17 protein-coding genes are annotated in these 23,237 nt (G+C 63.6%); 5 read left to right on the top strand and 12 right to left on the bottom strand.

Features of this window, described 5'->3' with window-relative positions:
- Positions 1 to 176 precede the first annotated feature (176 nt).
- A complete protein-coding gene (locus tag J2D77_RS09865; RefSeq protein ID WP_207846111.1) occupies positions 177 to 2,633 on the bottom strand; it encodes a membrane-bound PQQ-dependent dehydrogenase, glucose/quinate/shikimate family in 2,457 nt (818 codons plus the stop codon).
- Positions 2,634 to 3,307: 674 nt separating this feature from the next.
- Between J2D77_RS09865 and J2D77_RS09860 the strand changes: the two genes are divergently transcribed.
- Both J2D77_RS09860 and J2D77_RS09855 read left to right on the top strand, forming a co-directional pair.
- Positions 3,308 to 4,783 carry a carbohydrate porin gene (locus J2D77_RS09860; RefSeq protein WP_407927098.1) on the top strand — a complete coding sequence of 492 codons (1,476 nt, stop codon included), beginning with the start codon at positions 3,308 to 3,310 and terminating at the stop codon, positions 4,781 to 4,783.
- Between the two features lie 201 nt (positions 4,784 to 4,984).
- Entirely contained in the window at positions 4,985 to 6,577 is a 1,593-nt protein-coding gene (locus J2D77_RS09855) for a gamma-glutamyltransferase family protein (protein ID WP_207846110.1), read from the top strand.
- Between the two features lie 265 nt (positions 6,578 to 6,842).
- Here the strand turns inward: J2D77_RS09855 and J2D77_RS09850 are convergent, their stop codons facing one another.
- The 9 genes from J2D77_RS09850 to J2D77_RS09810 all read right to left on the bottom strand — a co-directional run bounded on the left by J2D77_RS09850 (position 6,843) and on the right by J2D77_RS09810 (position 16,574).
- Positions 6,843 to 7,745 carry a LysR family transcriptional regulator gene (locus J2D77_RS09850; RefSeq protein ID WP_207846109.1) on the bottom strand — a complete coding sequence of 301 codons (903 nt, stop codon included), beginning with the start codon at positions 7,743 to 7,745 and terminating at the stop codon, positions 6,843 to 6,845.
- A gap of 65 nt (positions 7,746 to 7,810) precedes the next feature.
- Positions 7,811 to 9,181 carry an AtzE family amidohydrolase gene (locus J2D77_RS09845; RefSeq protein ID WP_207846108.1) on the bottom strand — a complete coding sequence of 457 codons (1,371 nt, stop codon included), beginning with the start codon at positions 9,179 to 9,181 and terminating at the stop codon, positions 7,811 to 7,813.
- Positions 9,178 to 9,453 (bottom strand): DUF4089 domain-containing protein, encoded by a 276-nt coding sequence (locus J2D77_RS09840; RefSeq protein ID WP_230975699.1) that lies wholly within the window; start codon positions 9,451 to 9,453, stop codon positions 9,178 to 9,180. The genes J2D77_RS09845 and J2D77_RS09840 overlap by 4 nt, the downstream gene beginning before the upstream one ends.
- A gap of 87 nt (positions 9,454 to 9,540) precedes the next feature.
- The gene (gene hpxZ / locus J2D77_RS09835) at positions 9,541 to 9,945 is read right to left on the bottom strand and encodes an oxalurate catabolism protein HpxZ (RefSeq protein ID WP_207846107.1); all 405 of its coding nucleotides are present in this window, start codon (positions 9,943 to 9,945) and stop codon (positions 9,541 to 9,543) included.
- A 487-nt stretch (positions 9,946 to 10,432) separates the two neighbouring features.
- Entirely contained in the window at positions 10,433 to 11,236 is an 804-nt protein-coding gene (locus J2D77_RS09830) for a lysophospholipid acyltransferase family protein (RefSeq protein ID WP_207846106.1), read from the bottom strand.
- 49 nt (positions 11,237 to 11,285) lie between these two features.
- Positions 11,286 to 11,921 (bottom strand): SCO family protein, encoded by a 636-nt coding sequence (locus J2D77_RS09825; RefSeq protein ID WP_207846105.1) that lies wholly within the window; start codon positions 11,919 to 11,921, stop codon positions 11,286 to 11,288.
- A gap of 4 nt (positions 11,922 to 11,925) precedes the next feature.
- Positions 11,926 to 14,733 (bottom strand): DNA polymerase I, encoded by a 2,808-nt coding sequence (polA, locus tag J2D77_RS09820; RefSeq protein WP_207846104.1) that lies wholly within the window; start codon positions 14,731 to 14,733, stop codon positions 11,926 to 11,928.
- Between the two features lie 157 nt (positions 14,734 to 14,890).
- Positions 14,891 to 15,373, bottom strand: a complete 483-nt coding sequence (locus tag J2D77_RS09815; protein WP_230975698.1) for a hypothetical protein — start codon at positions 15,371 to 15,373, stop codon at positions 14,891 to 14,893.
- A gap of 85 nt (positions 15,374 to 15,458) precedes the next feature.
- On the bottom strand, positions 15,459 to 16,574 hold the full coding sequence (locus J2D77_RS09810) for a branched-chain amino acid aminotransferase (protein ID WP_207846250.1): 1,116 nt from the start codon (positions 16,572 to 16,574) through the stop codon (positions 15,459 to 15,461).
- A 382-nt stretch (positions 16,575 to 16,956) separates the two neighbouring features.
- Between J2D77_RS09810 and J2D77_RS09805 the strand changes: the two genes are divergently transcribed.
- A complete protein-coding gene (locus J2D77_RS09805; RefSeq protein WP_207846103.1) occupies positions 16,957 to 18,456 on the top strand; it encodes a protein adenylyltransferase SelO in 1,500 nt (499 codons plus the stop codon).
- A gap of 125 nt (positions 18,457 to 18,581) precedes the next feature.
- Here J2D77_RS09805 and J2D77_RS09800 read toward each other — a convergent pair whose 3' ends face one another.
- The gene (locus tag J2D77_RS09800; protein ID WP_207846102.1) at positions 18,582 to 19,547 is read right to left on the bottom strand and encodes an ABC transporter ATP-binding protein; all 966 of its coding nucleotides are present in this window, start codon (positions 19,545 to 19,547) and stop codon (positions 18,582 to 18,584) included.
- Positions 19,544 to 20,620 (bottom strand): FecCD family ABC transporter permease, encoded by a 1,077-nt coding sequence (locus J2D77_RS09795; protein ID WP_207846101.1) that lies wholly within the window; start codon positions 20,618 to 20,620, stop codon positions 19,544 to 19,546. The genes J2D77_RS09800 and J2D77_RS09795 overlap by 4 nt, the downstream gene beginning before the upstream one ends.
- Before the next feature lie 252 nt (positions 20,621 to 20,872).
- Here J2D77_RS09795 and J2D77_RS09790 point away from each other — a divergent pair, with 252 nt between their 5' ends.
- Both J2D77_RS09790 and rpoH read left to right on the top strand, forming a co-directional pair.
- Entirely contained in the window at positions 20,873 to 21,922 is a 1,050-nt protein-coding gene (locus J2D77_RS09790) for an RluA family pseudouridine synthase (RefSeq protein ID WP_207846249.1), read from the top strand.
- Positions 21,923 to 22,260: 338 nt separating this feature from the next.
- Entirely contained in the window at positions 22,261 to 23,148 is an 888-nt protein-coding gene (gene rpoH / locus J2D77_RS09785; RefSeq protein ID WP_207846100.1) for an RNA polymerase sigma factor RpoH, read from the top strand.
- Positions 23,149 to 23,237: the final 89 nt, after the last annotated feature.

Here is a 23,237-nt window from a genome sequence, read left to right as displayed (position 1 = left end):
CGAGCAGGCAGCGGACGGACCGGGATGGCCCAATTTCCCCGAGTGTAAAAAAGCCGGTAAAAATGAAAAAGCCACTGTCCCGAAGCCAGGTTTTGGCGATCGGAACAGTGGCTTTTCAAATGGCAGGGCCATCTTCGTGTTGAAGATGGCCCTGCTGTAACGACAGAGGCTTGCGCTTACTTGCTTGCGTCGCCGGTGCTGGCACCTTCGGGCAGGCTGTAGGCGATGATGTAGTCGCCGATATCCGGGGAGTGGGCCATGCCACCTGCGGAAATCACGACGTATTCCTTGCCGGTTTTAGGAGACTTGTAGATCAGCGGAGCTGCTACAGCGCCAACGGGCAGGCGTTCTTTCCAGACCTGCTTGCCGGTCGTCGCGTCCAGGGCGCGCAGGTAGTAGTCCTGCGTTCCGGCGAAGAACACCAGGCCGGATGCCGTAGCCGTCGGGCCACCCAGGGTGGGCATGCCAAGCGGGACGGGCATATGGGTCTTGATCCCCATCGGGCCGGTATCCTGCACCGTGCCAAGCGGCACCTGCCACACGAGCTTTTTCGTGCGCAGATCGATCGCACTCATGGTGCCGAAGGGCGGGGTGTTGCACGGCACCTGCAGCGCGGACTGGAGGATGTCGATCTTCACGCCACCATAGGGACCTGCGACCTGCGGGCGGATCGTACCCATGAAGCCAGGGACTTCATCGGTCGAGATCTTGTACTTCTTGGCATTTTCCTTGGTGACGAGCGTCATCTGCAGCGGCATGCGCATGTCGTTGACGAACATCAGGCCACGGGTTTCGTCAATCGCGACGCCACCCCAGTTCATGCCACCCAGCAGGCTGGGCCATTCGATATACGGCTTTTCACCCGGCGGTGTGAACGGACCGGTATAGACCGACTGCTTGAACTTGATACGGCAGCCAAGCTGGTCGAACGTGCTGACGCCCCACATGGACTGTTCGGTCAGCGGGTCGGCACCGATTGTCGGCATCCCAACGGAGAAAGGCTGGGTCTTGGACAGGTGTTCGCCCTGGGCGTCCGGTGTCGTGGCAACGGGGTGTTCCACAACGTCCGTCACGGGTTCACCCGTGCGACGGTCGACAACGAAGATGTTGCCGGTCTTGGTGGTCTGGATCAATGCGGGGATCGTTTCACCCTTGGCATTGGTCATGTCATGCAGGACCGGCTGGGAAGGCAGGTCATAGTCCCACACGTCGTGGTGGACAGTCTGGAAAACCCATTTGGTCTTGCCGGTGGATGCGTCGACCGCCACGATCGCGGCGCCGAACTTTTCCTTCACCGCATCGCGGTCGCCACCCCAGTAGTCAGGCGGGCCGTTGCCGGTCGGCAGGTAAACGAGGTTCAGTTCCTTGTCATAGGTCGGAACGGCCCAGACGTTGGGTGTTTCAAGCGTATAGGTCTTGTCGGCAGGGGGGGCACCCGTGTTGTCCGGATCGCCAACATCCCACGCCCAGACCAGGGCACCGGTGCGAACGTCGTAGGCGCGCACAACGCCCGAAGGTTCACCATGCACGATATCACGCACCCAGCCACCAATAACGGCGACATGGCCCATGACAACCGGAATGGCAGTCGGGTGATAGCGCTTGCTGTTTTCGGTCGGGCCCATCTGGGGCTTGAGATCGACGAAGCCGTGTTCGCCAAAGCCTTCGCAGGGAACACCGGTATGCGCATCCAGCGCCATGAAGCGGGCATCAACCGTTTCGACCAGGATACGCTGGCGGCAGGAAACAGGGGTGCCGTCCGTGGGGGGCGCCTTTTCCTCTGCACTGAGCGAGGCATCCTTGTCGATGTCGTAGTAGCCTACGCCACGGCAGGAGACGTGCTCGGCCGTGCGGGCCTTCGCGTCGTATCTCCACAGGCTTTTGCCGGTGTCGGCATCGATCGCGGTTACGATGTCTTCAGGGGTGCAGGAATACAGAACATTGCCGATCTGCGACGGCGTGTTCTCATCCACCCCGATGCCAGAACCCTTCAGGCGGCGGCCGGTCCGGTAAATCCAGGCGACCTGCAGCTTGTTCACGTTCTGCGGTGTGATCTGCGTGTACTGCACAAAGCGGGTGCCGTTGGGGTCACGCGCGAAAAATTCCCAGTCATCCGGGGCATTTGTCGCAACTGGCGTTGCAGGCGGGGGCGCCAGCGCATCGGGGTTGTGGATTTCACCATGGGGGGAGAACGCTTCGACCAGCGTAATCACCAGGCAGCCCAGGATACCGAAGCCGACACCGGCCATGCCTTTGCGCTGCCCCAGGGAATAGGGTGCCGAGTAAGCCGCGGAAAGCCACAGGCTGAGGGTGAAGAGAATCGCCGGCACGACGAGTCGAGGCAGGAGCGCCCAATATCCGAACTCGGGCGTGTCGCCCAGTGCCCAAATAAATGTTGCAACAAATGTTATAACAGAGAGGAGTAAAGCATAGCGGTTTTTAAGAAAATAAAGAACAGCTATGGCCGTGTAGGCGATGCCGGCAAGAAAATAGTAAGAGGAACCTCCGAGAGATAGGAGGGTGAAGCCTCCTTTTAACAAATACAATCCAATAATTATATTGATAAGCGAGAATAGAACTCGGAACACGTCAATCGCGCCGAATTTCGACTTCCCTATTTCAGTCTCAACCATGCTGCTTGCTTCCGTAATTTTGGTGAACAATTGGCTAGCACTTCCCTTTCTGACGGAAGTCCCCGGCAAATTCAAATGCCTTGCGTCGTGCGGGGCACTGGCTGAGTATGAGAAGGAATTGCACCAAGGGACGATTTATGGCTTGAGCTTGTTATAACTAAGTATTTGATTTTTATGAATAAGTCAGAAAAATCGAAGCTTGGGAGCGATTTTTTTTGAAATAGGAACGTTTTTTTTGGGGGTCCCCAAATGGGGTTGCAAAATTGCAATGCTACTATGTGATTACCACAAGGGCGCGCGGGTGTGGCGCGGCCCGGTGCCGCAAGCATGGATTTACCTGTTTGATAACGCAGCATATTCTATGCGCATGACGGCTGTCGGGCCGGATCTGGCGACGGATCGGGTCCGAAAAGACATCGCGATATCGTGATCTCAGGACTTATAGTCCCGTTATGCGGCTCGTGTCACTTGTTTGAGAACTAAAGACCCCCGGGCGGATTGGTGTAAAGATGTTAAATATTAAAATATTTTTCCAAGATGCGTACAAAATAAAAATAGGCCTGTGCAGTATAGCCATCTGTTGCGCATCAGCATACGCAAGCGCCTCCGCGCAGACTGCCCCTGTTCTCAAGCAGAAGACTCCCTCCGTTAAGGCGACAGACAGTTCCCGAATAATGCCCCACCAGGACGCGGTCGTTCACAATGCTGACGCGGGCGCATCCAAGGTCTCGGTCAATGCCAGCCTGTCCCATGCCGGTGCTCCGGCCGCGCCTGCTGCCGGTCCCAACTGGGCGGCAGCGGGGATCATGCCCCGCCACAAGGTGGAACTGGACGCCCTGACCGGGGGCGAGGCCATGTCCTGGCTTTTGCCATCGGAAGTGGATGCCCAGCGCCTGACCGACCTGGAAGATCCGTACTACGTGCCCGTGGCGGGTGGCGGTCACATCCTGCCGCAGATCATGCCTTTTCGCGAACGCCTGGCAAAAAAGGGTTTCTCCTTCGCCTTCACCTACAAAGGTGAAGCCATGGCGAATATTCACGGCGGTATCGCGCGCGGCATGGATTACGTGCACGAGCTGACCCTGCAGATGAATTTCGACCTGGAAAAAATGGCCGGGCTGAAAGGCTGGACCATCCACACGCTGCTGATGAACCGCGCCGGGCGCGAAGTCTCACGCGACCGCGTGGGTGATTACTATGTCAGCCTGATGGAAGTGTATGGCCTGTCGGGCCACGTGGTGGCCCATCTTGTCGATTTCTATGCCGAGAAGAAATTTCTCGACAACCGGATGGATATTACATTCGGCCGCATGTCCCTGACGCATGTGTTCGCGACATCGCCGCTGATCTGCTCCTTCATGGTCACGTGTTCGGCCCCGGTCGCGCTCAAGGTTGATCCGGGATTTGCCGTTTACCCGAAGGCCACCTGGGGCAGCCGTATCCGCTTCCGCCCCACGCGTGACACCGCCATCCAGCTTGGCGCGTATTCCGTCAGCGCCCTGGCCGACGGCCCCAGCGGCTGGGCCTGGGCCAGCGAAAACGCGACCGGGCTGATGCTGCCGATCGAATTTACCTGGCAGCCTTACCTGACGCGCGACAAACTGCCCGGCCATTATGTGTTCGGTTATGCGCATGATACGACCCGCTACCCCGATATAATCGGCACCAAGCCTGCAAGCCTTATCGCGCATTCCCGCAGCGCGCCCATGGACATGTTCTGGTTCGAAGGCGACCAGATGGTCTACCGCAAGGGGGGTGCCAGCCAGATGGCGGGCGGGTACCTGATGGCGGGCTACATCCACAACACGCCGCATGTCTCCTCCATTTCCGATGAAGCGTATGGCGGCATGTCCTTCAACGGCGTTATTCCCAACCGTGACAAGGATCGGGTCGGTATCCTGTATTCCTGGTACCATGTCAGCCACCGCAAGGAACTGGGGCAGATGTATGCCCTTGATGCCGGGTATTCGCTGGGGTCGCAGGTTCTCGCCCCGCAGACGGATTCCCATGTGATCGAAGCCTATTACGCGATCGATGCCGTTCCCGGCATTCTGGTGCAGCCCGAATTCCAGTACATGATCCGCCCGGGCGAAGCAGGCCGTACGCCTGACGCTGCCCTGGTCGGCCTGAAGGTGATCGGCACTTTGTAAAAACAACGACGCCAGCAGGATCTGTCCGCGCCACGGGTTCTATCTGGCGGGATGGCGGCCCCGGCGCGGATAGGTTGAAAATGCTGGCCGCCCATTGGCCGCGCGACTGGCCTCCCACTTGTCTCCCGCTTGCCGCCCAACGGCAGGCCGGCGGAGAGGGATCGGGCTTTTCATCGTGTCGTAGCCGTGCAAGATTGGGCCATGCTGCACACATTTCAGTCCACACGCGGGATGGTGACATCCCCCCATCACCTGGCCAGTCAAAGCGGGCTGGATATCCTTAAGAAAGGTGGCACGGCGCTGGAAGCCGTGACCGCCATGGCCGCGACATTATCCGCCGTCTACCCGCATATGACCGGGATCGGCGGAGATGCGTTCTGGCTTGTCGCCTATCCCGACGGGCGCACGCAGGTGCTGGACGCCTGTGGGGCGGCCGCGCTGGGCGGCAGTATCGACCTGTACCGCAAGGGCGGGTACGAGAGCGTGCCCTGGCGCGGGGGGCTGGCGACCAATACCATGGCCGGCGCAGTTTCGGGCTGGCAGGCTGCCTTGCAGTGCAGTGCCGCCCTGCAACCACCGCTGCCTGTGCGCGACCTGCTGAATGATGCGATCTGGTACGCGGCAAACGGCTATGCCGTCTCGCAAAGCGAGGCCACATTGCTGGCCCACAAGCAGGATGAACTGCTGGATAACGCCGCCTTTGCCGACAGCTATGCCCCGGACGGGCGGCTGTTCCGTGCGGGCGAGATTCGTAAAAACCCCGCGCTGGCCAGAACCTTGCAGCATATGGCCGATCATGGGCTTGGCAGTTTCTACAGCGGCGGCATTGCCGATCTGCTGCTGGCCGATCTTTCTGCTGCGGGCAGCCCGCTGGCGGCGGAGGATTTTGCCCGCCATGGTGTGGAACACAAGGCCCCCCTGCATACGCGCCTGAACGGCGTGCAGGTCTATAATACGCCGCCGCCCACGCAGGGTGTTGCGTCCCTGGCTATTCTGGACCTGTTCGAAAGGCTGGGCGTGGCGGAGGGCGAAGGCTTTGCCCATGTGCACGGGCTGGTGGAAGCGACCAAGCGCGCGTTCCTGTTCCGCAATGCGCATGTGGGTGATCCGCGCTATATGACGCGTGATGCCCAGGCGTTTCTGGATGACAAGGCAGGGCTTGCGGCACTGGCGGCGGGTATCGACAGGCACCGTGCCATGCCTTGGCCCGTGCCATCCCAGCAGGGCGATACGACGTGGATGGGCGCGATCGATGGCACGGGCCTTGCCGTCAGCATGATCCAGAGCCTGTATTTCGAATTTGGGTCGGGCGTGTTCCTGCCCGAGACGGGCCTATTGTGGCAGAACAGGGGGGCGTCCTTCCAGTTGGCGCCCGCTACGTGGAATGCTTACGAGCCCGGCCGCAAGCCGTTTCATACGCTCAACCCGGCCCTGGCCCGCTTTGATGATGGCCGGGTCATGGTGTACGGCACCATGGGTGGGGAAGGACAGCCCCAGACGCAGGCTGCCATTTTCACCCGCTATGCCCTGTTTGGCATGGGGTTGCAGCAGGCGGTTACAGCGCCCCGTTGGCTGCTGGGCCGCACATGGGGCAGCAACAGCAACACACTGAAGGTGGAAAGCGCGCTCGATGCCGGTGTGGTGGCCAGGCTTGAACAGGCCGGGCATGTGGTGGAACGGGTTGCCCCGTTCTCCAGCCTCATGGGGCATGCGGGGGCGGTGGTGCGGCATGCCAGCGGCTTGTTCGAAGGAGCCGGGGACCCAAGAAGCGATGGTTATGCCGCAGGATTTTAAAGTCTGTTTCAAAATTAACGCATGGATAAAGAAAGATAAAAGTTTTTGGTGAAGCTTTTTCCAAAAAGCTTCAAAGACCGTCACCTTTTTGAAACAAAGGCGACACCCAAAAACTTTTGTCTATTGACCAGAATATTGCGTGGCCAGACTTTCGATACGGTTTCCTTTTGCCATCAGTCGTGAAAACCAGTTTCCCGTTAAAAGGGGTTTTGAAAAACCGAGCCATGTCACCCGCTGGATATGACGATAGCAAGGGGGCTGGCGTTCAGGGCGTGTTGAAAAAGAAAGCTTCGATCTCGGCCATGACAAAGCGCGCCGCAGTCGAAAGCTGGCGCGAACGGTCGACGCAGAGTGCAAGGCGCAGGGGGGAGAGCTTGCGGTTGACGATGGGGGTAAACGCCAACTGGCCTTTTTGCACCTCGTCATACACGTCCAGATAGCTCAGCATACCGACACCTGTTCCCTCCATCACCAGGGACTTGATCATCTGGATATTGTCGGTCCGGATGACGGTGGTGATCTGTACTCCGGTTTCGGCCTCCAGCATGCTGATCGGATGCCACAGCGCCAGGGGCGGGGCGGGAATAATCATCGGGTATTCCGCCACCAGGCTGAAGCGTGCCGGTGCTGTGGCCGTTACGGGGTGGCCGGGGGGTGAGACAAAGCCCAGCGGAATGTCCTTTTGCGCCCGCACGGCCAGCTCTCGCATGGGGGTGGGGTTGAACATCAGCGCGAAATCGGCCTGCCCTTTGACAAGAAGTTCGCCCATGTCACGGCTTTTGCGCACATGCACGCTGGCCACGATGCCCGGATGGCTCTCGCGCAGCCGCCCCAGCAGGGTGGGCAGGAACCCTTTTGTCAGCGCGTCGGGAATAAGGATATCCGTCTCGCCCCGGCGCAGGCCTTTAAGGTTGTCGATCTGGGTTTGCAGCGCCGTGAAATCGCGCGACCAGCGATGGCACGATGTCAGCAGCAATTCCCCCGCCGTGGTCAGCCGCAGGCCCGATGGCAGGCGTTCGAACAAAGGAGTGCCCAATGTTTTCTCGCCCTGCAATATCTGCCGGTCAATGGCCGAGGCAGCAATATGCAATTCGTCCGAGGCCTTGCGAATGGAGCCATGGCGCGCAACCGCCATGAAATACCGCAGAAAACGGGAAAAGACTGGCATGGTCTGTTTTCTGCCCGGATATGTCAGGTGTCAGGTGTCAGGTGTCAGGTGTCAGGTGTCAGGTGTCAGGTGTCAGGTGTCGCGCCGGGGGGGGCGTGTTGCATTGGCACCCGCCCGGCCAGCCCCTGGCGCGCCAGTTCGCGCGCCACGCTGAACAGGGCGGTCTCACGCCCCGGGGCGGCGACAAGCTGCAACCCCAGCGGCAGGGTATGCGTGTCAAGGAGCGGCAGGGTCAGCACCGGCAGCCCCGGCAGGCTGATTGGCTGGGTGAAGCACCCCAGATTGGCGCGGGCCGATACCAGTTTACCCCCTATTTCAATGGTCGGGCTGTCCAGCCGGGGCGCTTCGCAGGCAACCGCGGGGGCGATCAGCACGTCGGCCTGCCGGAATGCCGCATGCACAGCCCGGCGGAAGCGGCTGCGAAAACGTTGGGCCTGGATATAGGTGTTTGCGGGCAGCATTGCCCCGGCCAGAAGCCGGTCGCGAGTGGCGGCATCATAGGCCATGGCCTGCGCGCGCAGGCGGGGTAGGTGCAGGTTCCCGCCCTCGCAGGCGGTAATCAGGAAAGAGGCCGCTCGGGCCTGCGGTGTTTCGGGCAGTTCGATCCTGTCCGCGGTGCCCAGTGCGTTGCATACATGCGCGATGGCCTGTTCCAGCGCGGGGACGATATCGGCCGCGAACCACCCGCCCAGCCGGGCGATCTTCAGTGTTTTGACATCGGGTCCCGCGACGGGAAGGCTGGCGTCCATGACATGAAACGTGCTGATCAGGTCATCGAGCGTGCCGGCGAAATGCCCCACCACGTCCAGGCTGGCCGAAAACGGGTAAGCCCCCTGGCGCGGCAGCCGCCCGAAGGTGGGCTTGAGCCCCCACACACCGCACAGCGCGGCCGGAACACGGATGGAGCCGTTGGTGTCGCTTCCCAGCGTAAAAGGCAGGAAACCCGCGGCAACAGAAGCAGCCGACCCGCCCGAAGACCCGCCAGCCATGCGGGCCGTGTCATGCGGGTTGCGGGTTATGCCGTAATGGGCATTGTCGGTTGCAAAACCATAAGCGAATTCATCCATGTTCAGGGTGGCGACCACAATGGCCCCGGCCGCTTTCAGGCGCTGGACAATGGCGGCATCCTGCGTGGCGGGCGGTGTGTCGCGCAGCACGACGGAGCCTGCGGTGGTCACATGGCCCGCCACGTCGAACAGGTCTTTCACGCCGAACGGCACACCGGCCAGCGGCGGCAGGGCCTGCCCGCGTGCGCGCATGGCATCGATCTGGCGGGCGCGTTCAAGGGCCTGTTCTTCGAACAGATGGGTCACGCTGTTGATGGGTGCGTCATGCTGGCGGATGGTTGCAAGAACATCCGTAATGACGGCGAGCGCAGTTGTTTTGCCCGAGCGGATGTCTGCGGCCAGGTCGAGCGCGCTGGCAAAACGGGTCATGGCGTGTACTCGCCGGCAGGTTCGCACAGATCGGGCAGGGCGACCTGTTCCAGCAAAGCCGTATAATGGCCAAGCAGGTCCGTGTTGCTGACAATGCCGGGCAGGCAGGCTTCGGGCAGGACCAGGCCGAGGGCCGCCGCACGGGCCTGCACCAGTGCGAGGGTCGCATCTTTGGGAACAGCCTCTGCCGGAAGGATATTTGCGGGCATGCCACCTGGCGCGGGCGTGCCTGCCTGGGGCATGCCAGTTTGGGCGGTGGGGGGCTGGGGCATGGCAGGCAACGTCCTTGTGCGGGGGGATCGGGGCAAGCGGGTCTGGCGGGTGTTCAGTCCGGACGGAGGGTTATGAAGGCAGCGTTTTTACAGCGCGGGGCGTTGGGTTTCGGGCTGTTCTGCCATGAGCGAGACATGGGCCGCCAGGATTTTCCAGCCCTGTGGGGTGCGGATCCAGGTTTGCATCTGCCTGCCCGTGCGGGTCGAACCTTCGCGCCGGAATTCAAGGCTGACGACTGCACTTTCGGTCCCGATGGGGGTAATGGCACGGCGCAGCACGGTGCGCGGGGGCGAACCACCGCTGCGCGCCCGCCGGAAGGCGGCGATTTCCGCTGCACCATACAAGTTCTCGCCCACGCCGTAGCGCACGGTTTGCGGCCCGTCCCAGAACATGGCGTCCAGCGCGCTCAGGTCGTTATCGCCCAGTGCTTTTTCATAGGCGTCCGAACACAGGGTGATTTCTTGCAGCGTCTGCGCATCGTCAAGTGTCATGGGCGGCCTTTGGTGTTCTCTCACCCTTCCGGCAGAAAGGCGATGGGGCGGGGTGGCGCAAGAATGTAGCCCGCAGCGGGGTGGAAGGTGTTACCAACCATGCTCCGCGAACAGGAAGATAAAACTATAGCTCGCTTTTTACCGTTCTCTCAAAAATAAAAAAAGCACGCACCCGTTGCCGAAATGCGAGCGCATGCGACGCTCCGGCACGAATGCACAGGGGGCTGAGAACCAGCCCGATGCAGCCCGCAGCGTTATGGATACAGCTAGTCTGCCAGACGCAGGAGGGCAGGGACCGGCGGTTTCAGCCAGTAGCCCGGCGCCCTATACGCCAAGGTTTGCGCGGGCTGCGTATCGATGTGGAAACGGCTTGGCCGGTATCCGAATGCGCAGTTTCTGCTGCGGCAACGGCGCGCAGGCAGCCTTATGCCCGGGCTGGTCGCACGGCTTTATACTGGGTGTGTGGCCACGGCCGGCGAAGCGGATATTACGTCTGCGCGCCTGGCTTGCCTGTATCCGGGCTTGCTGGGCGGGGCTGGCCTTTATTGGCCAGTGCCGTGTTCAGCCAGGTTTCCACGGTTTCGACCAGGGCACGTCCGCTGGCTTCATCGCGCCGGGGGGCGGCAAAGCGTGGCCCGGTCTTTACAGCGTAGCGCATGGGCAGCGGCGGGCGTTTGAGAAAGGGCCAGCCCTGCGACAAATAGGGGGAATCCGTTTCAATCAGCAGCACCTGCACCGCACTGCGCGTGCGCTGGGCAATGGCGGCGAAACCGGGCTGGATGGGGCCTGGCGCGTCTCCCGCGCGCGAGCGGGTGCCTTCGGGAAAGAGCAGAAGCTGGCAGCCTTCCGCCAGCCGTTCGGAAGCCGGGCCGATCACGCGCAGTAGCGTGTCGTGCCGGATATAGCCCGCCATGCGCAAGGTGCTGCCCAGCACCGGCCTTTCCCAGATCGAGGCCTTGGTCACGCAGGACAGGCGGGGCAGGGCGGATGCCAGGATCAGGCTGTCCATGCGCGATGGGTGGTTGGCCACCAGCACGACATGCTGCTCGTCAGCCAGGGCCTCAAGTGCAGCCAGATCGCATTGGATGATGCCTGCCGCCCGCAGGTAGCGCACGGCCAGCCGCGACATGGCATACAGCCAGCGCCGCCCCGCCCGCCTGCGCGCCACGCCTTCGGGCATGATCCGGCGCAGCAGGAAGGAGCCCGTATCCAGGCACAGGAAAATGAGCCCCGTCACGACAAGGGAGGCATAAAACCGCACGCTAGCGTTCAGGGAAGACAGGAAGGACATGGACAGGCCAGGCAGTTCTGCAAGACGGATCGGGGCTGGGTGGAAAGAACTACTTGCCGGGTCCCGTGCTGCCGGGCCCCGTGGCCATGATCGCGCGCAGGGCCTCGGTCATGGTGGCGGCATCCGCATGGGCGTCTATGCTGCCACGGTAGCGGGTCTGCGGGTCCATCACCACGAATTGCGGCGACATACGCATGGCATAGGTCCATTCGGGGTCGCTCACGCGTTCGATGGGCGCATGGTATTCCTTCGCCAGGTCAGCCAGCGCGAAGGGGGCGGCCGTACCGGCTACCACGCGCGGGCTTATGCTTTCGCCGTACTGGCGCAGGCGTTCGGCATCGTCGCGGTCAGGGTCCAGGCTTACAAAAATGATCACCGCCTTGCGCCCGCCCGGGTCCACCGCGTTCAGGGCCGTGGTCATGGCCTGCATGGCGGGGGTGCAGGCTTCGTCCGCGCAATGGGTCGCCCCGAACAGAACCAGCATCCAGCGCCCGCTGAAGGTCTGGTCCGTCATGGTGCCGGTTGTGGAATCCATCAGCCGGAACGACCCGCCCACGGCGTTGCCGTAGCTGTCCAGTGTCAGCTTGTGGTGCAGCGCATAGCGCGTGGCGACGTAACCGCCCGCACCCGCAACGGCGATAATGGCACCCGTAATCAATAACGCGCGTTTTCCTGCCGGTGTCATGGGGTCAATGTGCCTCCGCCCAGTTCTGGCCTATGCCGGTTTCCACGACCAGGGGCACGGAAAGCCGTGCCGCACCCGCCATGACGGTCCTTGCGATCTGTGCCACTGCTTCGGCCTCATGCGCGTCGGCCTCGAACAGCAGTTCATCATGCACCTGCAACACCATGCGTGCCGAACCCAGCCCCGCGGCGTCAAGGGCTGCGGGCAGGCGGACCATGGCCTGCTTGATGATATCGGCAGCCCCGCCCTGCAAGGGCGCGTTGATGGCCTGGCGTTCGGCATATTGCCTGCGGGCCGCGCTTTTTTCCCCGATGCCCGGCACAAAGCAGCGGCGTCCGAAGGGGGTCAGCACATAGCCCGTGCGCTGGGCTTGGTCCTTCATGCGTTCCATATAGTCGCGTATGCCGGGGTAGCGGGCGAAATACGCATCGATATAACTGCGGGCCTCTCCCGCGGGAATGCCAAGCTGCTTGCTCAGCCCGAAGGCCGAAATGCCGTAGATGATCCCGAAATTGATGGCCTTGGCCCGGCGGCGTGTCAGCGGGTCCATGCCTTCTAGCGGCACGCCGAACACTTCGGACGCCGTGCGGGCGTGAATGTCCTGGCCCAGGTGAAAGGCATCGCGCAGGGCGGGTATGTCGGCCACATCGGCCAGCAGGCGCAGTTCGATCTGGGAGTAATCGGCCGAGATCAGCCGCCGCCCCTCGGGGGCGACGAATGCGCGACGAATGCGGGTGCCTTCTTCCGTGCGGACGGGAATATTCTGCAAATTCGGCTCGGTGGAAGACAGTCGACCGGTGGTGGTGATCGCCATCTGGAAGCACGTATGCACCCGGCTTTGCGCATCTGTCTGGCGCAGCAGCGCATCCGTATAGGTGGATTTCAGTTTTGAAAGCTGCCGCCAGTCCAGAATGCGCACCGGCAGGTCATGGCCCTGGTCGGCCAGATCCTGCAGGACGGAGGAATCCGTGCTCCACGCGCCGGCCTTGCCGCGCTTGCCGCCGCGCAGGCCCATTTCATCGAACAGGATTTCGCCAAGCTGCTTGGGTGAGCCGATATTGAAGTCACGGCCCGCCGCATCGTAAATGCCGCGTTCCATATCCTTCATGCGGGCTTCGAAATCGGCCGACAGGCGTGCAAGTTCCGCGCGGTCCACGGCAATGCCCATTTTTTCCATGCGGGCCAGCACCGGGGCCAGCGGGCGTTCAACCTGTTCGTACAGCGCCAGGGCCTTGGCGGGGCGCAGGGCGGGGTGCAGCACGTGCCACAGCCGCAGCGTGACATCGGTATCCTCCGCCGCGTACTGGCTCGCCTTGTCCACGGGCACCTGCGCGAAGGGAATGCGGTTGCGCCCCGTTCCGGTCACGCTGTCATAGGAAATGGGCGTGTGGTTGAGGTGCAGGGCCGAAAGCTCGTCCATGCCCTGCCCGTGCAGCCCGGCCGACTGGCTGTAAGAGATCAGCATCGTGTCATCCACCGGGCCGATCGTATCCAGCGCGATCCCCGCGCGGTCCAGCACCAGCAGGTCGAACTTGGCATTATGGAAGATTTTTAGAACCGTATCGTCTTCCAGCAGCGGGCGCAGCAGGTGCAGGGCGGCACTGGCCTCCAACTGCTCGCCCGCCGGGGCTTCGAGCGTGCCTTCATGCCTGAGCGGAACGTAACAGGCCTGCCCGGGGGCCGGGCAGAGCGAAAAGCCGACAAGGTTGGCGCAAAGCGGGTCCAGACCGTCGGTTTCGGTATCGACCGCGCACAGCCCGGCTTCCTGCGCTTTGGTGACCCATTTTTGCAGGGCCTCGGCCGTGCGGACGGTTTCGTACTGATGGTAAGGGGCGCTCAGCACCTCGCCCGCCGGGGTTGCGGCGGTGGCGGGGGCAGTGGTGGGCAGGGTGCCGTTCGCGCTGGCATGGGCCGTGGCGCGGGCGGCACGATGGGCCTGGCTGCCCGACGGCTGGCCCCCACCCATGCGCGCCAGCACGGAGCGAAAGCCCATGCGGTCCAGCCATTCGGCCAGCACCAGCATATCCGGCTCACGCGTGGGCAGGTCTTCCAGCGGCACGGGCAGGGGTACGTCGCGCGCCAGGGTGACAAGCTGCATGGAAATCCGCGCGGCCTGCGCATGCTCGATCAGCATGTCGCGCCGTTTGGATTTCTTCATTTCCGGGGCGGCTTGCAGCACCGCCTCCAGTGTTCCGAACTCACCCACCAGGGCCGATGCCGTCTTGGGCCCGATACCGGGCACGCCGGGCACGTTGTCCGTGGGGTCGCCCATCAGGGCCTGCACGTCCACCACCTTTTCAGGCGGCACGCCGAATTTGGCTTCGACTTCAGCAGGGCCAATGGGCGTCTGGCGAATGGGGTCGAGCATGCACACGCCCGGCCCCACAAGCTGCATCAGATCCTTGTCGGAGGAAATAATGGTGCAGGTTCCACCCGCTGCGCGGATTGCCGTGGCGTAGGAGGCGATCAGGTCGTCCGCCTCCCAGCCGGGCAGTTCGATGCCGGGCACGCCAAAGGCCTGTGTGGCTTCGCGGATCAGGCTGAACTGGGGCCGCAGGTCTTCGGGCGGTTCGGGGCGGTGGGCCTTGTATTGCGGATAAATCTCCGAACGGAAGGTCTGGCGGGATGCATCGAACAGCACGGCCAGATGCGTGCCGGTATGATCGCGCAGCAGCCGGGCCAGCATGTTGGTGAACCCGTACACCGCGTTGACGGGCACGCCATCCGGGTTGGTCATGGGCGGGAGGGCATGAAAGGCGCGGAAGATGAAGCCACTGCCATCCACCAGCACCAGATGCGGGGTCTGGGTCATGGTCAGGCCCGTATGGAACAGGACAGGGTGGGGCGGAAAAGAGCGGGGCGTGCGGTCAGCATCGTCTGGGGATATGCGCCTTGCGTCGTGTTGTCCAGCCTCGGGGTATCGGGCCTGGGGAGGGGGAGTAGCGGCTTATCCGGCATGGGGCCGGATGTCACCATCCGACGGGGCCCATGCCCGGGTCCCAGTTGCCCCAGGACGGATTCCAGCCATACCATCCGCGCCCGACCCATGGGCCGCCGCCCCACGGGCCCCATGCGCCCCAGTTCCACGACGCATCCTGGTATTCCATGGCGGTGGCCTGCTGTTCGTCGGCCAACGCCTTGGCCTGCCGGTATTGCTGGTAGCGGGCATAAGCACTTTCGTCCCCCACATACAGGCAGTCGCACACGGCGGGGTCGGAATAGATGTAAAAGAGCTGCCCACCCCGCACGCGCCGGACAAAACGGTGCGGCGGCAGGCGGTTCAGCATGGCCTGGCGCTGGGGCGTGCTGGCAGGCTGGAAGGCGAAGCCCGCCGCCGCCAGATGGTCTTCCTTCGCCAGGGTGCGATCGCGCGCACTCTCACAGGACGGCAGCAGCCCCAGTACCGCCAGAAGGGCCGCCATGCGCGGCAGGGCTGTCAGGCGTGTGCTCATGGTCTGCTCTCCCCACTGAAGGATCGGCCTGCGCATGCCCCTGTCGTCATGCGGCCCGTCAGGTCGCACGCGACAGGGCAGGGGGTCAGACGACCCGCTTGACCCAGTCATGCGGATCGTTGGTGCGGCCGAACTGGATATCGCACAGCGTCTGGCGCAGCTTCGCGGTCACGGGGCCAGTGCTCCTGCCATCGCCAATGGTGCAGTCGCCCTTCCCACTCTTGAACGTGCCGATGGGGGTCACGACGGCGGCGGTGCCGCAGGCAAACACTTCCTTCAGGCGACCAGCAGCGGCGTCCGCGTAAAGCTGGTCGATCGCGTAGCGCTCTTCCTTTACGGTCAGGCCGTTATCGCGCGCCAGAGTCAGCAGCGAATCCCGCGTGATACCGTGCAGGATGGTCCCGGTATCCAGCGGGGGCGTTACCAACGTGCCGTCTTCGAACACCATCATGACGTTCATGCCGCCCATTTCTTCCAGCCAGCGGCGTTCCTCGGCGTCGAGAAACAGCACCTGGTGGCAGCCATGGGCCTTGCCTTCCATCTGGGCGGTCAGGCTTGCGGCGTAATTGCCGCCGCATTTGGCAATGCCCGTCCCCCCGCGTGAGGCACGGACGGAATTTTCTTCCACCCACACCGAAACCGCCCCCGCATCGGAGGAGAAATATTCCCCCGCCGCACAGGCGATGACAATGAACTTGAATTCGGCCGACGGCTTCACGCCCAATGCCGCTTCCGTCGCGATCATGAACGGGCGGATATACAGCGTGCCGACTTCGGGCTTGGGCACCCAGGCCTGGTCGATCGTGACCAGTTGGTCCACCGCTTCCAGGAACAGGTCTTCGGGCAGTTGGGCCATGGCCATGCGTTCGGCCGATTTCTGGAACCGGCGGGCATTGGCTTCGGGGCGGAACAGCAGAATGCCGCCATCGGGGGCGCGGTAGGCCTTCATGCCTTCGAAAATTTCCTGCGCGTAATGCAGGACAGAGGCCGCGGGGTCCAGCATCAGCGGCTGGCGGGGCAGAATTTCGGGTGAATGCCAGCCCCTGCCTTCCGTATAGGTGATGACAGCCATATGGTCGGTGAAGGCCCGGCCGAAACCGGGGTCGGCCACAAGGCGTTCACGTTCGACGGCGGAAATGCCATCGGTCTTGCGCGTGATCTTGAAGGCTGTCTCTAGGGCCGTGTCAGGGGCGGTGGTCATCGGTTCTGGTGTCTCCGCGGCACTGGTATTCGGGCAGGTGTCGGGTTGTGCCGTAGCACGGTTGGCGGGCGGGGCATTGCGCTTGGCGGGCATGGCGCGCATGGACCTGCCGGCTCAAAGACCCTGTCGGGGAAAGAGCATGTCGGGGATAAGCCCGGCGGAGGTCTTCCCTATCATGTTCGGCCGAGCTGTGCCAGACAGGAGACAGGCCGCCACCCCTGCCATGGCGCGGGGGCTGCGTTGTTCCCGCGCGCAGGCTTTTCTGCCCCACCCCGGCCTGTTGCACGGGGCCTGGGGGCGTTATCCGGCCTGTATCCTGTTCACAAGGTGGTGCACTGTAATGTCGCAATCTGGCTCACATCATCCTCAAGGACAGCCCCACATGGCTCATGCAGGCGCAACCACCCTACCCTGGGGCGACATGCGGCAGAGTTACGACGGCCTGCCCGAACGGTTCTACGCCCCGCCCGAACTGTCCCCCGTGGCGGATGCGCGGCTTATCCACCTCAACCGCCCGCTGGCGGCCGAACTTGGCCTGGATGCGGACTGGCTGGCCGGACCGGACGGGGTGGCCATGCTTTCGGCCAGCCATATGCCACAGGGCGTACGGCCTTTGGCGCTGGCCTATGCCGGGCACCAGTTCGGGCATTTCGTCTCCCGCCTGGGGGATGGGCGTGCCCTGCTGCTGGGCGATGTGCGCGACATCCACGGGCGTGAGCGTGAAATCCAGATCAAGGGTTCGGGACGCACGGCGTTTTCGCGCCGGGGGGATGGCCGCGCCGCGTTGGGGCCTGTGCTGCGCGAATACCTGCTGAGCGAAAGCATGGCGGCATTGGGCGTGCCCACCACAAGGGCGCTGGCGGCCCTGCGCACGGGTGAGACTGTCATGCGGGAAAAACCGCTGCCCGGCGGCATGATTGTGCGGGTGGCGGCAAGTCATATCCGGGTCGGCACGTTCCAGTATTTCGCGGCACGGCAGGATGTGGCGGGCCTGCGCCTGCTGGCCGATTTCGCCATAGCCCGCCATGCGCCCGAAGCCGCGGGGGCGACCCACCCTTACGTGGCGTTTCTGCAAGGGGTCGTGGCCGCGCAGGCCGGGCTTGTGGCGCACTGGATGCTGATCGGCTTCATCCACGGCGTGATGAATACGGACAACATGGCGATCTCGGGCGAGACGATCGATTACGGCCCCTGCGCGTTCATGGACCAGTACGACCCCGCCACGGTGTTCAGCTTCATCGACGAACATGGCCGCTACGCCTATACGAACCAGCCCAGCATAGCCCTGTGGAACCTGACCCGCCTGGCCGAAGCGCTGCTGCCGCTCCTGTCCGAAGATGAAGATCAGGCCGTGGAATACGCGCAACAGGCGCTGGCGGGCTTTCATGCCCGCTTTCACGACGCGTATTTCGCGGGCATGCGCGCCAAGCTGGGGCTGGAGGGGGAAGACACGCAGGATGAAACCCTGTTCCACGCCCTGCTTGAAACCATGCAGGCTACACAGGCAGATTTTACCAACACGTTCCGCGCGCTCAGCAGCGGCGCGGTCATTGACGCAGCCACCTCTGCCGACTGGCCGCCCGCCATGGCCGAAGCCTTCGCGCCATGGCTTGCGCAGTGGCGTCAGCGCATCGCATTGCACGGGACAGCCACAGCCGAGGAACGCGCCGCACGCATGCGGGCGGTGAACCCGTGCTATATTCCGCGCAATCATCTGGTGGAGGCCATGATCACCGCCGCCATCGAGCACGATGACTACGCTCCGTTCGAGGAAATGCTGGCCGTGCTGGCAAAGCCTTACGAAACCCAGCCCGGGCGCGATCATTTTGCAGCCCCGCCCACGCCGCAGGAACGTGTCCAATACACCTATTGCGGAACCTGAGCGGGGCGGCGATATCGGCCTGCCGGTGTCGTCAATCTGATGCCGTGTGGGCCAATTTCAAAGCCGATAACGGCGGGGGTGTGCGCCCGGCCTGGCCATAAGAACCCGCGGCGGAGGTGCGATTTTCAGGCCATGCTCCGGGGTGCCGGGGCCACGCCGCGCACGCTGAGGAAGCGCTGCCCCGAAGCCCCGGTGTCCAGGCAGGCATCGATACGGTAGACGCGCCGCAGGAGTGCGGGTGTCAGCACCGTCTCCGGCGGGCCGGAGGCTTCTATCCGCCCGTCATTCAGCACGCTTGCGTTGTGACAGCGGGCAAGCGCCATGTTCAGGTCATGGAGCACCAGCACCACGACCAGCCCGGTTTCACGCGCTTCATGCGCCAGCAGGTCCATGACCCGTTGCTGGTAATAAGGGTCCAGCGCGCTGAGCGGTTCATCCAGCAGCAGCGCCCGGGGCCTGCGGCTGAGTGCCTGGGCCAGCCCCACCAACTGGCGCTGCCCGCCCGAGAGTTCGCGCAGGCCCCGCATGGCCAGATGCGCGATTCCCATATGCTCGAGCCAGGCCAACGCGGCTTCCGGCCCGCTGGACGTGCCGTTCGGTAGGCTGCCCCGTGCAATCTGGCCCGCGCACCCCGTCGGGTCAGCCGCTACGCCGGGTAAGGTGCTACCGGCGGTGCCAATCGTGCTGACACGCGTTCCGCGCCCGTCCGGCAGGGCGGCGGGTGGTGAAGGCGCGGCCTGCTGCCGGACGGGCGCGGGCATGACGTGGCGCGCCGCCATCATGGCCTCGATAACCGTGATCTGCATGGGTTCGGGCAGGCTTTGCGGCAGGTAAAGGCAGCGTTGCGAACGCGCGGGCAGGCGCAGGCGGCCAAGATCCTGGCCGTCGAGCGTTACCGCCCCGCGCAGGGGGACAAGCCCGCTCATGGCGCGCAGCAGGGTGGATTTGCCGCTGCCATTGGGGCCAAGTACGGCATTGAGCGTGCCGGGCCCGAACGGCCCGACCGTTACCCCGTGCAGGACCATGCGCCTGCCATGGCTGACGAACAGGTTTTGCGCCATCAGCCCGGTGTCGCTGGCGGGGGCGTTCATGACAGGACTTGGCGTCTGAGGATAATGGCCAGAAAGAACGGAATGCCCACCAGTGCCGTCACGATGCCGGTCGGCACCACCACGCCGGGTACGAGCACACGCGCCACAAGGGCCGCGGTGGACAGGATGAACGCCCCGCCCAGCAGGCTGGCCGGCAGGTAGAACCTGTGGTCTTCCCCCACCAGCCGGCGGGCGATATGCGGGGCCACCAGCCCAATAAAGCCGATGATCCCCACAAAGGCCACGGCCAGCGCGCTCAGCAGGCAGATCCGCAGCAGGGCCGCGCGGCGCAGGCGGGGCACGTCCACGCCAAGGCTTGCCGCGCGCTCTTCTCCCATGCGCAGGACCGTCAGCCCCCAGGCGGCCCGCAGCGAAAAGGGCACCACACAGGCAAGGGCGGCGCCCAGCAGCGCAATGGCCGGCCATGTGGCGCGGTTCAGGCTGCCCAGCGTCCAGAACACAAGGTCCTGCAACGTATCTTCGCTGGCGACGAACTGCATGAGCGAGACCAGGGCCTGGAAGCAGAACACCAGCGCCACGCCACACAGGATGACGGTGCCGGTATCGGCCGGGCGCAGGCGCGTGAGCAGGTCGAGCACGACAACCCCGATTACCGCGAACACGAAGGCGCAGCCCGCCACCAGCCAGGTTTGCGGCACCCCGCCCACATGCCAGTCCAGCACAATGGCCAGCGATGCCCCAAAGGCCCCTGCGGCCGAGGTACCCAGCGTGAACGGGCTTGCCAGCGGGTTGGCCAGCACGGTCTGCATTTCCGCCCCGGCAAGGCCCAGCGCCCCACCCACGCAGGCGGCCATCAGCGCATAGGGCAGGCGGATCTGCCACAGGATCAGCACGGTCTCAGGCGGGGCGGCGGCGGGGGAGAACAGCGCGTGCATCAGGGCGGGGGGAGAAATTGCAGCCGGTCCCACAGCAATATCCGCGATCAGAGAGGCCAGTACTGCCACCCCCAGCAGCCCCAGCACGCCCAGCCTGCGGCGCAAGGCCGTGGCATAGGCCCGCCCGACGCCTGTGGCCCCTGCGTCAGAGATATCCGCCGCCCCAATGTTGTTCATCGGGGCGCTCCGGGCGTGGCTGGTCTGGGGGCGCGGGGGCTGGCTGCTGTCATGATCATCTTATGATTGCGGCAGTTGTCGCCCCAAGAAAAGGGGCCTGTCGTGGCTGAAGGGGGATCGAATGTCCACGTGCCGGTAAAAAACCGCATCATGCTTGACGGTACGGGGTAAAATGGTTTGTACACACTCCATTCTTTTCCCGCCCCTTTGCCGCGAGACAAACTGCGTTTGCCCCATACAGCCCCCCAGCCTTTGGAACCAGCCTCCCAGCCATGCGAACAGCCCGGCGCGCTGGTCTTTACGGTGGCGCAGGATCAGGCGGGCGAACGTGTGGACCGTTATCTGGCCGAAAATGTCGCGCATGCGGTGGCCGCCAGCCAGCTTCAGGCCCAGCCCCGGTTCCAGGCCCTGTCGCGCTCGCGTATCAAGGGGCTGATCGAAGCGGGGCACCTGCTGTGCAATGGCCAGACCCTGCGCGAACCCGCAGCGCCCGTGCGCGGGGGCATGCAGCTTGTGCTGGACGTGCCCCAACCCGCCCCCGCAACGCCGGAGGGCGAGGCCATGGCCTTTGCCGTGTTGTATGAGGATGACGACCTGATCGTGCTGGACAAGCCCGCGGGCCTGGTCGTCCACCCCGCGCCGGGGAACGAGACGGGCACGCTGGTCAACGGCCTGATCGCCCATTGCGGCGCCAGCCTGCAAGGGATTGGCGGGGAGCGCAGGCCGGGTATCGTCCACCGGCTGGACAAGGATACATCCGGCGTGATGGTGGTGGCCAAGACGGAACTGGCCCATCTGGCCCTGTCGGAGGATTTCGCCCAGCGCCGGATCGACCGGTGCTACCTGGCCTTTGCCTGGGGCCTGCCCGCCCCCGCGCAAGGGGAGTACGAAGGCGCGATCGGGCGCGACAAGCGCGACCGCAAGCGCATGGCGCTGACCCCGCGCGGCGGAAAATGGGCGCTGACCCGTTACCGCACGCTCGAATGTTTCGGATCGGCGGCGGCCTTGGTGGAATGCCGGCTGGCCACCGGGCGCACGCACCAGATCCGGGTGCATTTTTCAACCAACGGCCACCCGCTGATCGGCGATCCGCTCTACCTGCGGCGTATTCCGGCCGCCGCCAAGGGGCTGGGGGCGGAGGCACGGGCGCAGGCGCTCGATTTTTCCCGCCAGGCGCTGCATGCGGCCCGGCTGGGCTTTACCCACCCCCGCACGGGCGAAAACCTGCTGTTCGAAACCCCCATGCCCGCGGACATGCAGGCCCTGCGCGCCGCCCTGTCGGCAGACCGATCCGGGGCATGAGGCTGGCCTGCCGGTCGGGCTTGTTCCGAGTCGCATAAAAAACAGTACCATTTTGGTCCGTTAAAACGGCGCTTAACCCCGGCCCGGGGCTGTTTCCTTGACACGGGTGGCATTTGGGGCGCACCCTTCAGGCAGCCCTTCCATCATTTTTCCGTCAGGGAGAAAAGACGGGGCAGTCTGTTCCTGTTCGCTGCTCAATCGCGAGGGCGAGCGGGAAGGAGACACATACATAGTCCATAATGTGCTGGGACTTGCCTCCATGATTATGGGGGGCGGCTGTGGCGACACAGGAACCAAACGCCCCGCAGGGAGTTTTCAGCACAGGGAGGAGTCAGCACATGGTATCTTCCGTTATCGATGTTGGGCCTGAAAGCAACCTTTCAAGGTACCTGCAGGAAATACGCAAATATCCCATTCTCACACCCGAGGAAGAACTCAAGCTTTCCCGCCTGTGGCACGACAAGGGCGATGTGAAGGCCGCGCACAAGCTGGTGACGTCTCATCTGCGGCTGGTCGCCAAGATCGCCATGGGGTATCGCGGCTATGGCCTGCCGGTGAACGAACTCATCAGCGAAGGCAATATCGGCATGATGCAGGCCGTCAAGCGGTTCGACCCTGAAAAGGGTTTCCGGCTGGCGACCTACGCGATGTGGTGGATTCGCGCGGCCATTCAGGAATATATCCTGCATAGCTGGTCGCTGGTGAAAATGGGCACCACGGCTGCGCAGAAAAAGCTGTTCTTCAACCTGCGGCGGGTCAAGGGCCAGATCCAGGCGCTGGAAGAAGGCGATCTGCAGCCCGAACATGTCAGCAAGATCGCAACCACGCTGGGCGTGTCCGAGCAGGACGTGGTGGATATGAACCGCCGCATGGCCGCCCCCGATCACAGCCTGAATGCCCCGCTCAAGGCCGATCAGGACAGTGAATGGCAGGACCGGCTGGTGGACGACCAGCACAACCAGGAAGAGACCTACGCCGAAGCCGAGGAAATGTCCGGTCGCAAGGCGCTGCTGGCCAATGCGCTGGAAACGCTGAACGAGCGCGAGCGGCGCATTTTCACCGAACGGCGCCTGCAGGACGAACCGGCCACGCTGGAAGACCTTGCGCAGGAATACGGTATTTCGCGTGAGCGCGTGCGCCAGATCGAGGTACGTGCCTTTGAAAAAGTGCAGGCGGCCATGAAGAAGGAAGTGGACGCAAGGCGCAACGCCGCGCTGGAGGGGTAATATCCCTCCAGCCTGTCTGCCATGATGTGTGGGCGGGCGTGCTGGGTTGCGGTAGCACGGTGTGGCCCCTTTTGGTCCGTCTATGCCGC

The sequence above is a fragment of the Acetobacter garciniae genome (assembly GCF_017377735.1).
GTDB lineage: Bacteria > Pseudomonadota > Alphaproteobacteria > Acetobacterales > Acetobacteraceae > Acetobacter > Acetobacter garciniae.
This window is presented reverse-complemented; position numbering and strand designations above follow the sequence as displayed.

Excerpts from the sequence above, each read along its gene's own strand:
- J2D77_RS09815 (WP_230975698.1), bottom strand. The coding sequence starts at position 15,373 with ATGAGCACACGCCTGACAGCCCTGCCGCGCATGGCGGCCCTTCTGGCG.
- J2D77_RS09805 (WP_207846103.1), top strand. The coding sequence starts at position 16,957 with ATGGCTCATGCAGGCGCAACCACCCTACCCTGGGGCGACATGCGGCAG.
- J2D77_RS09830 (WP_207846106.1), bottom strand. The coding sequence starts at position 11,236 with ATGTCCTTCCTGTCTTCCCTGAACGCTAGCGTGCGGTTTTATGCCTCC.
- rpoH (WP_207846100.1), top strand. The coding sequence starts at position 22,261 with ATGGTATCTTCCGTTATCGATGTTGGGCCTGAAAGCAACCTTTCAAGG.
- J2D77_RS09800 (WP_207846102.1), bottom strand. The coding sequence starts at position 19,547 with ATGAACGCCCCCGCCAGCGACACCGGGCTGATGGCGCAAAACCTGTTC.
- J2D77_RS09845 (WP_207846108.1), bottom strand. The coding sequence starts at position 9,181 with ATGACCCGTTTTGCCAGCGCGCTCGACCTGGCCGCAGACATCCGCTCG.
- J2D77_RS09865 (WP_207846111.1), bottom strand. The coding sequence starts at position 2,633 with ATGGTTGAGACTGAAATAGGGAAGTCGAAATTCGGCGCGATTGACGTG.
- J2D77_RS09855 (WP_207846110.1), top strand. The coding sequence starts at position 4,985 with ATGCTGCACACATTTCAGTCCACACGCGGGATGGTGACATCCCCCCAT.
- J2D77_RS09850 (WP_207846109.1), bottom strand. The coding sequence starts at position 7,745 with ATGCCAGTCTTTTCCCGTTTTCTGCGGTATTTCATGGCGGTTGCGCGC.
- J2D77_RS09795 (WP_207846101.1), bottom strand. The coding sequence starts at position 20,620 with ATGAACAACATTGGGGCGGCGGATATCTCTGACGCAGGGGCCACAGGC.
- polA (WP_207846104.1), bottom strand. The coding sequence starts at position 14,733 with ATGACCCAGACCCCGCATCTGGTGCTGGTGGATGGCAGTGGCTTCATC.
- J2D77_RS09810 (WP_207846250.1), bottom strand. The coding sequence starts at position 16,574 with ATGACCACCGCCCCTGACACGGCCCTAGAGACAGCCTTCAAGATCACG.
- J2D77_RS09825 (WP_207846105.1), bottom strand. The coding sequence starts at position 11,921 with ATGACACCGGCAGGAAAACGCGCGTTATTGATTACGGGTGCCATTATC.
- J2D77_RS09860 (WP_407927098.1), top strand. The coding sequence starts at position 3,308 with ATGCCCCACCAGGACGCGGTCGTTCACAATGCTGACGCGGGCGCATCC.
- hpxZ (WP_207846107.1), bottom strand. The coding sequence starts at position 9,945 with ATGACACTTGACGATGCGCAGACGCTGCAAGAAATCACCCTGTGTTCG.
- J2D77_RS09840 (WP_230975699.1), bottom strand. The coding sequence starts at position 9,453 with ATGCCCCAGCCCCCCACCGCCCAAACTGGCATGCCCCAGGCAGGCACG.